This is a genomic window from Dapis hubbardiae BLCC-M172 (assembly GCF_050016015.1).
In the GTDB taxonomy this organism is placed as follows: Bacteria; Cyanobacteriota; Cyanobacteriia; order Cyanobacteriales; family Microcoleaceae; genus Trichodesmium.
Window position 1 is genome coordinate 20,158 of sequence record NZ_JBNHEQ010000052.1, and the last position, 11,728, is coordinate 31,885.

6 protein-coding genes and 1 pseudogene are annotated in these 11,728 nt (G+C 33.7%); 3 read left to right on the forward strand and 4 right to left on the reverse strand.

From position 1 onward, the window contains the following. Positions 1-391 precede the first annotated feature (391 nt). Positions 392-1,009, forward strand: coding sequence for a hypothetical protein (locus ACP6PK_RS05245; protein WP_426558378.1), 618 nt, complete (start codon positions 392-394; stop codon positions 1,007-1,009). 396 nt (positions 1,010-1,405) lie between these two features. Here ACP6PK_RS05245 and topA read toward each other — a convergent pair whose 3' ends face one another. Next, on the reverse strand, positions 1,406-4,033 hold the full coding sequence (topA, locus tag ACP6PK_RS05250; protein WP_426558380.1) for a type I DNA topoisomerase: 2,628 nt from the start codon (positions 4,031-4,033) through the stop codon (positions 1,406-1,408). A 1,167-nt stretch (positions 4,034-5,200) separates the two neighbouring features. Then, positions 5,201-6,199, reverse strand: a pseudogene (locus ACP6PK_RS05255) (IS630 family transposase). A gap of 162 nt (positions 6,200-6,361) precedes the next feature. Here ACP6PK_RS05255 and ACP6PK_RS05260 point away from each other — a divergent pair. Next, complete coding sequence (locus ACP6PK_RS05260; RefSeq protein WP_426558382.1) at positions 6,362-7,063, forward strand: TIGR00266 family protein; 702 nt, start codon at positions 6,362-6,364, stop codon at positions 7,061-7,063. 1,568 nt (positions 7,064-8,631) lie between these two features. Here ACP6PK_RS05260 and ACP6PK_RS05265 read toward each other — a convergent pair. Beyond that, a complete protein-coding gene (locus ACP6PK_RS05265; RefSeq protein WP_246844068.1) occupies positions 8,632-8,874 on the reverse strand; it encodes a transposase in 243 nt (80 codons plus the stop codon). A gap of 700 nt (positions 8,875-9,574) precedes the next feature. On the opposite strand from ACP6PK_RS05265, the gene psb32 reads away from it, so the two are divergent. After that, positions 9,575-10,306, forward strand: coding sequence for a photosystem II repair protein Psb32 (gene psb32 / locus ACP6PK_RS05270; protein WP_426558385.1), 732 nt, complete (start codon positions 9,575-9,577; stop codon positions 10,304-10,306). Positions 10,307-10,899: 593 nt separating this feature from the next. On the opposite strand, the gene ACP6PK_RS05275 is transcribed toward psb32, so the two are convergent. Further along, entirely contained in the window at positions 10,900-11,283 is a 384-nt protein-coding gene (locus ACP6PK_RS05275) for a DUF4346 domain-containing protein (protein WP_426558387.1), read from the reverse strand. Between the last annotated feature and the right edge of the window lie 445 nt (positions 11,284-11,728).

Genomic DNA, 11,728 nt, shown 5'->3' on the forward strand with positions numbered 1-11,728 from the left:
GGAAATTGCAGATAGATTAGGTATAGAAAAAGAATTTATAAAAAGACAGGAAAAATATAAACGCGATCCCCACAAAAGTATAACATTAGCAGATTTGTTACTTTTGCTTATTTCTGTTATTGTGGCTTTTATTCTTGCTCTATTATCTGCTCTTTTAAGATTTTTTTCATACTCACTAATCAACATTTTAATCCCTTTGATTCCAGAAAACACAACCTATGCTAATTTATTTTTTAATTCAATATCTTTGAGATTTTTAATATTGTTGATATTTTTGATAATTACAGCACTAATATACCCTGTGTACTTTTTCATATATTACAAATATTTAGTCAATTTTGCCAACGATATAAACTATAGATATTTTACATCTATTGGTAGATTATCTTTTATGATTATAATCACAATAATATATCTTTTAGTAGAATTGAATCATGCTCAAGCCTTAGAAGATATGAATTTAAGGATTAATATTCTTCAGCGTATGAAAAACTTGGTGCGACTTAATCGACTTTTATCAATAAAGATATCTAACCAAAATACAAGTTATCAAGAATGGATAACAGAACATTTTAAAAAAATAGAGTTTTTTCTTTGGGAAAGAAGTCGATGGGCTATTGTTCCAATATCTTCTACTAGGGAAACCTTAGAAAAAGACTTTCGCTATTTGCTAAACATTTATTTAACAGGTAGATATGGTGATTTTGTGTGGTCAGGAGATATTCCAAAAAACTTTAATTCTGAGAATAAAATAGAAGAAAAATCTAGCAAAGATAGTTTATTCAATAAAATTGTAAATTTTGTGCTAGCAATTACACCTCTGATTGTATTGTTGATTTTATTTATATTGATTGAAACAGAAATTATCAAGAGTAGAAATATCCCACAAGATGTTATTTTTTTAATTGCTATATCTTGGCTTTTGCTTCTCATTGACAGAATTCTCAAACTGGGAATTATTGATTCGATAGTTAAGATTGCTCAAGGAATCAAAGATTTGAATAAGTAACTTAGGAAATAGTATCTGAAAGGTAACTTAGCTTTCAATTCTCCCTAAATTTTTCCTAAATACTACCAATACTAATTCCACTTCTAGCTAACAAGAAGTTAATAACTAATGGCTAATAGTTGACGGCTGAATACTTACTAAAATGGTGAGTAAATTTTACTATATTTACCGAAATAATTAATAATTAAACAATTAAATAATTAGATAATTCAGGTTTAAAGCCTCCCCTTTCAAGGGGAAAAAAATAAATCTTTTCCTTATTGGTCAATCCTCTCCCTAAAAGGGAGAGGTAATTATCAATTATCCATTATCCATTATCCATTAATGAAGATTGGTATAAATAAGTTAAAATTTACCCACCTTACTGTGTTACTAATCTAAAATATAACCCTATTTCTAATTATTTTCTGCTGCTTTAGTTTTTGTAGACTTCCTACCACGAGTAGACTTTTTAGTTGAAGCTTTAGCCTGCAAAAGTTCTAGAGCCTGCTCCAAAGTCACATCTTCTACTGCTGTATCTTTAGGCAAAGAGGCATTTACCTTACCATGTTTGACATAAGGTCCATACCGACCATCATAAATACCCACTACCTCACCATCTTCTGGATGTTTACCCAAATCTTTGAGTGGAGGTGCAGCTTTAGCACTACCTCGTCTCGCTCTTTTAGGTTGAGCCAATAACTCCAAAGCACGCTCCAAAGTAATAGTCAAAACATCATCCCCAGCTTTCAAAGAACGATAATCTTTACCACCCTCTTTTCCTTGGTCGTGGACAACATAAGGACCAAAACGTCCTAAATTAGTTTGAATCTTACAACCAGTTTCTGGGTGAGTCCCCAAGGTACGAGGTAGAGATAATAACCCAACTGCCATATCTAAAGTCACATCTTCCATATTTACACCCTTTGGCAACGAGCTTCGCTTTGGTTTTTTCTTACTTCCCTCCACCTCATCGCCCAACTGTACATAAGGACCGTAACGACCAGTCATTATATATATAGGTTTATCTTCCTCTGGATGAATTCCTAACTCCTCCGGACCTTCTGTTTTTTGCTTAAGAATTTTCTCTATTTGTTCTGGGTCTAGGTCTGATGGGGTTAAATCTTCAGGAATAGAAGCTTTAACTATACCTTCATCATTTTCTGCCTCAATATAAGCACCAAATTTGCCAATACAGATACGATAAGTCATTTCTGGATCGGTATCCAAATTCTCTAACTCAATAGTACGAGCTAATTTAGGGTCAATATATTCCTCCTGTTCCTTAATTTGAGTATCCAACCCACTCTCTCCAGAATAAAATTCTCGTAAATATGGCAACCATTGAGCTTCACCCGTAGAAATATCATCCAGAGTTTGTTCCATACGAGCGGTAAACTTAACATCCACAAATTCAGGAAAGTGCCTTTCTAATAGACTTGTCACCCCAAAAGCAGTAAAAGTCGGAACCAAAGCATTACCCTGAAGTTTGGCATAACGACGGTCAACAATGGTACTAATTACAGTAGCGTAGGTACTCGGACGACCAATACCTTCACTTTCTAGAGTTTTAACTAAAGATGCTTCGGTAAATCTAGCAGGTGGCTGAGTTTCATGTCCCACTACTTCTATTTCTCTACAATTTGGGCGATCGCCCTGTTTTAGAGGAGGCAATGGTACTTCTTGGTTTTCCAAAGCTGCTTCTGGGTCATCCGACCCTTCAACATAAGCCCGGAGGAACCCAGGAAAGTCTATTCGTTTCCCATTAGAACGAAAACCTGCATCTTCTACTTGTAAATTAACTGTAATATGGGTTTGACGAGAGTCGGCCATTTGACAAGCTACTGTCCTTTTCCAGATTAAGTCGTAAAGAGCAAATTCTTGATCCTTCAATCCTGTTTCCTGGGGAGTGCGAAAAGTTTGACCCGCAGGGCGAATAGCTTCGTGAGCTTCTTGAGCGCCTTTACTTTTTGTAGTGTATTGTCTAGGTTGAGGACTCAGATATTCTGCACCGTACATTTTTTCCACACAACTCCGAGCAGCAGCGATCGCCTCATCGGACAAATGAACGGAGTCTGTCCGCATATAGGTAATAAAACCTTGTTCGTATAAATTTTGGGCAGTCCCCATAGTTTGCTTGGCACCCATTCGTAGTTTGCGGTTAGCTTCCTGTTGTAAGGTGGAAGTGGTAAATGGTGGAGAAGGTTTACGTTTAACAGCTCGTTCTTCCACACTACTAACAGTCCAAGGTTTATCCTCAAGTCTTTCTTTCAGAGCTTCAGCTTGAGTCTCATCTAACAAAACAACATTCCGACCCTCAGCTATTTTGCCCGTATTTTCATCAAAGTCACTACCCGTAGCAACTTTTGTTCCTCCAAGGGTGACAAGTTTAGACTCAAACGGGCTTTTTTCCTGCTCTAAACTGGCCTTTAAATCCCAATAACCCCCCTGTTTAAAAGCCTGACGTTGACGTTCTCGGTTAACCAATAGTCTAACTGCCACAGATTGTACTCTACCAGCAGAGAGACCCCAAGCAATTTTTTTCCACAATACAGGAGAGAGAGTATAACCATAGAGTCGGTCTAAAATACGACGAGTTTCTTGTGCCCTGACTAACTGCTCATCTATATTACGACAATTTTCAATCGCCTTGCGGATAGCTTCTGGAGTAATTTCATGGAATACCATCCGCTTAGTAGGAACTTTCGGCTTTAGTAGTTGCAATAAATGCCAACTTATGCTTTCCCCTTCTCGGTCTTCATCTGTGGCCAAAACTAATTCATCAGCTTCTTTCAGAGCATCTTTAAGTTCTTTTACGGTTTTCTTTTTGTCTTTAGGGACAACGTAGACAGGTTCAAAATCTGATTCTACATTTACGCCTAGATGTGCCCACTTTTCTCCTTTGTATTTTTCTGGTATTTCCTCAGCAGAAGGTGGTAGGTCACGCACATGACCCATGGATGCCTCAACGCGGTAGTCTGAGGGTAGATAGTTACGAATAGTGCGGGCTTTAGTAGGAGATTCAACAATAACAAGAGTTGACATGAGACCTTATATTGAGATATCTAGAGAACTGAGATTTTTGTATGCTAGTATGCACCTTTGAGCAATGGAGCAGAGAAGGGAGAGTTCTATTATTTCCTTTGTTTGAGCTTGAGAGGATAGATTTTTGGGTTCCACGCTATCTTAAATTTTTTTGTTTCAGCCAAAATCTATGTTTAATGGACACATTGATTTTTCAGGTATCCTTATTAAAATTTGCTAGCATAATCAATCTTTAATGTCAATAGTATGGAGATATTGTTGCTCCAATTAAAATCTACGAATACATCCACGGAGATACTATTTTAGTAGGACTACTTTAACTATTTATCAAAACAATTGGGTCGCTCAACCCCGCCTTTTAAGGCGAAATATTTTTGGGAGGGTTGCTCTAATCCCCGTTATACCATTTCTCAAAAACTTTTCTAAATTTTATTGAGTAGGGGAGTGGAGGAAAAGTAAAAATAAGAATAATTAACATTAACTGATTAGTAATTATCAAAAAAGTTATTCTGATTGTGTTAATTACTTAATATTTGAAGTTCCTCCCAAGTATAGCATTACTTGTGGTCATACCAATTACCCAAATAACTTCTGACTTCTGACTTAGTTAAAGTCTCCAGTTATCTTTTTTGGATTATATTTAATTTTTACTTGATTAAAAACCCTTAAGCATTTTATTAAAATAAAAATTTTAACTATCTATATAAAACCTGAATTTAGCAGTTGTAATATCATTCCCGGATAATTAGGATTTGCTAATTAAATCTCAAAGCATTGACAGAGAAAGACTTTAGGCTTCTTGAGATTGAAAAAAGTACCAGTTTTTCAGCTTTTCATTCTCAAAAAGTTAGCATTAAAAGCTCACTATGGCAGAAAAATCAAGGGACAATTATTCCTCCTACCTTCTTTGTAATTCTTTTAAATCTTGACTTCTGACTCCTTACTCCTACTCCGACTTCTACCATAAGACTTTTTCAGCAAACCCTAATTAGCAATAAAACTCCGTTCTGCTTACCGAAAAATTTAGGTATAAAGCTTCTCAATTTATGGATAAAAAACAGAAAACTTGCTCCTGGTTATACCGTATTTCTTCTTCCTCTTTCCGTGTGAATCTTAACGACTAACTTTTTCCTAATTATTTATAACTATTTAACCTAATATAAGCACCTACACAAAATTAATTACATATTCTTGACCAAAATTGTCAAGCACTTTTTTGAGATAGTAAAGAAAGTTTTTCCAGCTTTCATAAGCATTAATTTCAATCCATTCATACTTAATAAATTTCCCAATAATTTCAATGAGATTATGCTTGGGTGAGTAAGTTAGCAACCAAAATATCTCTAGTTTTTTTCTTTCCATTCTTCTAATTTTTCGAGGATTTTATCACTTGTATGGATTGAAGCTTGACCCATAACTACTACAGTTACTTTAGCTAAATTTTCACTAAACTTATCTAAAAACTTAATTACTATTTCACTGTTAATTACTCCATGATGTATTTCATAATTTAGTTGATTTTTACATCCTATTAATCCCAGAATATTAATTCTTTTACTTTGGCAACTATTTAGGGTTATTCTTTCTAATTTTTCTTGCCATCTATAGGGAATATTTGGCATCAAATAAAACCCACTTTCATCTAAATATCTTAAGTATATTTCTCCTTTTTTAGCTTGCTCTTGCAGTTCTTCTAATCTGGGAATTTTTACTTCTAGCTTGCAATCATCAGGGGTTTTACTCATTCCTCTCTTCATTCTTTTCCATTTCATATCCAACTTTTTTATGGTTCTTTTTATCATTTCCTTACTTACATTTATTTTCTACTATTTATCTATTTTAATTTGAACTTTTTTGAGGCTTTTTGGTTGGGATTTTACCAACTCTTTTACTTATTGCTTTTGCGATTAATTTAACTTAGATTTTCTGCTCCTACCTTTTTGATTGTAGATTCCTTTTATTTGTTGATATTCCCACATAGTCAACCAATTATATATAGTTTTTATATTAACTCTAAATATTGACATTAATTCATTGATAGACATTTTTTGATAACTCAAAAATATACATTTAGCACTGTCTCTTACTTGAGCAAATTTACTTTGCCAACTACCAAATTTATAAAAGTTTTTTCGTTTCAGTATTTAATTCTCTAATAAATCTCATCTAAATCACCATTTTTCTTCCTTTGATATAAGAATATATTTTTATTAATAAAATAGGCAATTAATTTTGTGTACCTGCTTATAGTATGAATTATGGTTTGTAAATCATAGAAGTTTCGTATATTGTTTAGTTGATAATCTCATAATTTTAAGGATATTTATTATGGCCGTTGATATTATCGACTATGAAATAAAAGGAGAATCTCTACAATTAGTAGAAATTGAACTTGACCCTGAAGAAGGAGTTAGAGCAGAAGCAGGAGCAATGACCTATATGGAACAAGGCATTGAAATGCAAACTACTACTGGTGGTGGTGCTTGGAAAGGTTTTAAGCGAATGTTGACTGGGGAAAGTTTTATGATTACTACTTTTTTAAATCAAGGTACAGGTAAAGCTAGAGTTGCTTTTGCTGCTCCCTATCCAGGACAAGTTATTCCTTTAAATTTAACTGAATTAGGTGGGGAATTTTTCTGTCAATCTAGTTCTTTTCTTTGTGCTGCTAATGGTATTGATATTGAAATTGCTTTTACTAAAAAAGTCGGTGCTGGTTTCTTCGGTGGAGAAGGTTTTATCCTGCAAAAATTACAGGGAAATGGTTTAGCTTTTGTTCATGCTGGCGGTACAATTATAGAAAAAAATTTAGCTGAAGGAGAAGAATTACGAGTAGAAACTGGTGCAGTTGTTGGTTTTTCTACTTCTATAAAATATGATATTGAAATGGTAGGTGGTTTAAAGAATATTGTATTTGGTGGAGAGGGTTTATTTTTAACTAAATTAATAGGTCCTGGTTTGGTTTATATACAAAGTTTACCTCTTTCAACCATGGCACGAAAAATTGTTTCTGCTGCACCTGTTAGTAGTTAATTTATTGAGATTGTAAATTCAATATCTTTTCTGCTAGGAAAAATTGTTTTTATATGACCAAACTAAATAATATTGAAATGAAGGTTCAAAATTATGAATGAAATACATTAATTTTGGCTACTTATGATTTGATAACAAGATTTATAAATTGAAATGAAGGTTCAAAATTATGAATGAAATACATTAATTTTGGCTACTTATGATTGGATAACAAGATTTATAAGTAGCATAATTTTTTGTGTTTCTATTATACTATCTTCAAAATTTAATACTCAGTATTGACTAGCAAGAAGTTAGAAGGAACTTCATTAATTGATAATGGATAATTTAATTAGCTCAAGGAAAACCGTAAAGGAATATATATAAGGAAATATCCTAGCACTTTTTTTCTATAATAGAAGGCTTTAGACCTTGGTTTTTGGGTAAAAATTTGGCGTTCAGCTATCACCTAACCTTATACCTTTTCACGGAATTCAGGCATTAAAATTTAATAGATAGAAAACTTTGACTTAACAATAGTTTCAACGGATCATTTGACATAATAACTTTGAAACTATTTATGATATCCTTAAAGTAAAATGGTATTAGTAATTGCTTAATTCACATCAATTGCTGAATGCTTAGGAAGGAACAAAGGTATCAATTCAAGAATTAATAATTAATAATTAATAATTATCTCTTCTGATCAAGAATAGGATTGACTAAAAGGATTTTTTTGTCTTTGTTTCTCCATGAATGGAGAGGCTTTATACCTTAATTTTTAGGTAATGAAGCGGAATATATTCCCTTAATCAGGTATGATAAAAATTTAGTAGTTAAATTTCATTGGGAAGCTCTGCAAAACGGCCATTTTACAAAAAATAAGATTGTTTGATTGACTACTCCCCGGACTAAAGTCACGGGGATTCTAAGCAGATACTACGCAACAGGATAAATCCGTGTTGCTCCGTCTGTTCTTAGCTGACCAAAGATATATTCTTTGGGGACAATTTCATTGTGCCCCTACACAGTCGGCTTAAGTCTAAACTTAGCTTTCTGCTTACTTTTGTGATGATATTTGCAGCCCCATTACAGTCTGCATTCACAAAACAATTATTACCACTCCTATACAAACCACGCTGTCTTGATGCAGTCGCTCATTGGGGAAAACCCCTTTGGCGGCGCTGCATCGCTTTATTCTTTTTCCTCATGGTTTCCAATCATTGGGTTTCTCACCATAATTAGGTAGATAGTCACCATCTAAAAATGAAGCGATACTTGTATAACTTTCTTCTGTTTCTAAATATATTATTCCATATTCAGAGCATAATTGAGCTATTCTTTCTTTGAGTCTAGCTGTAGGAATTGGTACAAATTATGAATTACTTTTTTTCCCAATTCTATTTCATTTTTCTGACCTTTATTCCAACCAAAAACAATTGTACCGAGCTGATTTTTAAACAATGATTAATGACTATTCTGGCTGCTTTATTGATACCGTCACGCATTTGGCGTTTACGCTTTTCTGTAATGGCAGCTAGTCTATTTGACCAAAATCCTTGAGGCTGATTTTCTTTAATAGTTGATACTTATTTGTTGCAGGTACGATTCATTGATTTAATCTGTTTACCATCTACTATCAAGCTAGTACCTACATTAGATATACAGGTCAACCAATTATTTAAACCATGGTCAATTCCTAATACATTGTCTTGATTTAATAGAGGTTTAACTACTATTTCTTTTTCATAGATAAATTCTTGGGTAAAACATCTGTTTATCGGTAATATTCTCAGTTCTTTCAGAGATGAAAATTCTAGATTACTCGGCATTGGAATTAAAAAGCTATCTACTCCAAACCAGGGTTTACAGGTATTCTAAGCGTGATACTCTAAGCGTGATTCTCTTTAAGTTTTAATGCTTGAGCCGGGTAACTAACTGTCGTCATTCCCCCTTTTTTTCTGTAGTTAGGAATCTTTGGTCTGTTTGTGATTTTACCTTCATTATAGGCAATAATAAGACCATAATAAAACCTAAATAATTCCGCTACAGTTCTCAATATTTGTTGTGCTGAAGAGCGAATGTAGAACTTTATAGTGATTGTTCTTTTTGTATACCTTTTCTAAGTCATACTTGCCAATGGCTTTTTGAGACTTAAAATATAGTTGCCTGACATAATATATTCCCATGTTAGTGAGCTTGTGAGACTGTTCACATAAGAATGTTAAAATAGCAATTAATTCAGAATTTTTATTTACTAAAACTTGCTGACAAGAGTACATTGGAAAGGGGCGGAACGAAAACTTATTGTCGATCATAGTACGACTAGGACAACTAAAGTTGTCTAGTCCAAACGACTACCTTGTTTTCATCCCCCCAGTTCAGAGATGGGGGCCTTCAACGTTGCTTTTGGGTCAAATAAAATACGTCGGATTAAAATCCGACTCCTCGCCTTTCATCCATCGTTTAAAAGACGATGGCTTTCATGCTCCCGTGTTATTTAGGTAATTCCCCCATTACTTTAAGAAATATATGACTGTACAAATATTCAACAAAACCTTAAATCTTCAAAATCTCCAAATTCTAATAGTATCTCTACTATTAGTTATTTTGGCCACTATTGTGCCAGTATCATCTGCATCCGCAACAGGAGTTTATCAAATGCCCAATTTAACGGCAGGCGATCGTACATTTATCGTTGATGATGCAGATGTTCTGAGTCGAGTCACTAAGAGTAAACTGAAAAATTCTTTGGAAAATTTGGCCAATGCTACAGGAAATGAAGTTAGATTTGTGACTATCCGTCGCCTAGACTATGGTGAGACGGCAGATAGTTTTACTGAGAAACTATTTGACAAATGGTTCCCCACTCCAGAAGCAAAAGCTAATCAAACTTTATTGGTACTAGATACTGTCACTAATAATGATGCAATTCGTATTGGTGATGCAGTTCAAGAAATTATGTCTGATGAAATTACTCAGAGTGTAGTTGACGAAACTATTCAAGTACCTGTTAGAGATGGGAATAAATATAATGAGGCTTTTTTGGCAGCTAGCGATCGCCTAACTGCTGTATTATCTGGAGAAGCTGACCCAGGTCCACCGGAAGTTAAGGATGAACTTTCAGCACAAGTAGCAGCTACTTTTAAATCAGCAGAAGAAACTGACGATCAAAGTGCAACTATTGTGGTGGTTGTATTGTTAGTCGTTGCTACAGTTGTGCCCATGGTTACTTATTTCTGGTATCAAGGTTTTTCTGGATAAAAATTAAGGAGAATGGTTGGACTATATTTTCTTGCCATTCTCCTTATTTGGCGTTGGTAAATCAAGAGATGAAACTTTAAGAGTAGTCTGTTTCTAATACCTCTAAATATTTAACCAGAGGAAGTTATGGGTATCACCCCTAGTAGAAAATTATCCCACCAATTAACAACACCTTAAAGCTATGAGCTTTTCCTGACAGAATGCTCCGCAAATACTATTTAACTGGAGCGTAAAAATTAAAGGGTTAAGTAACCCACAAGAGTTTAAAAAAGCGCCTGGTGTGTGTTAATGGAGGTTTAAATAGGGCTTGCTGATTAAATATAAAAGCCTTTACAGATAAAGTTTTTAGCCTTTTTATGTCTGAAAAAAGTACGAGATTTTAGGTCAAAAAGGTGCAAAAATTGAGCCAAAAATGCTAAATATTTAGAGAAAAATTAAGGGGTTATTCTTTTGACTACCTCCTCTAAATTCCCCATTTTTCCTGAATTATGACTCCTGAATTATGACTTCTACAACTACTCAAAGACTTTTTCAGCAAGCCCTAAATATCCCATTATGAACTGTGATAAATTGAGTATTGAGTGCTACTTCAATTAATCTTGAATATATTCTTTGCCATTTAATAAAGCTATTTCAGCACGCAAAAATTCTCTTCCTAAATAAGCAGCATGATCTAACATTGTTACTGGACAAGGGTGTGTTTCTTCAAATATTTTGACACACATTTCCTTTGCGGTTCTAGCAGTAAATTTTGTAGTTTCTTGACGTTCTACTTTTCCTTTTACTGGAATAGGTTTTCCTGTTTCTGGATCGATAGCTAAACCACGGTCATCAATAATATTAGTGAAGTGTTTTGCACAAATTAACCTCGCTTTTTGGTCAATAAAAATAATGAAGTAACCACTTGGGTCAAGGTCTATGTGACGTTTAGAAAGCTTTTCATCAATGGTGGTTATGTCTTCAAATGTTAGGTTCATAGTTCAAATTTATAATTACCTGTATTTTATTCTACATTTTTCTCTGAATTTATGCAGAATACTACCAGCATAGTGCAGTCTTTTTGGCGAGATAAATTCTGACCAGTATACTCGAAATAGTGATTTATAATGGTAATAACAAATATTACTTTTCAGTCAATATCTAGTCTTAGGAATTATATCTCAAGATTCAAAGGAAGATAAAAATACAGAATATATCTAAATTCAGATATAAATCAAAAGATTAAATCAATTATTTGAGTCTTGTATTTTTGGGAAAATCAAAGTTTAGCCTAGTATAATCAATTATATGCCAATTAAGAAAATAAAACTACTTATGTTATTTTACTAAGAAATTCATAAACTAGGCAAAAAAGGATTTTTTTTCTGAAAATATCTTGCATCTACTCCATGACAATAATCCTGAAAATACTTAGACCAACCT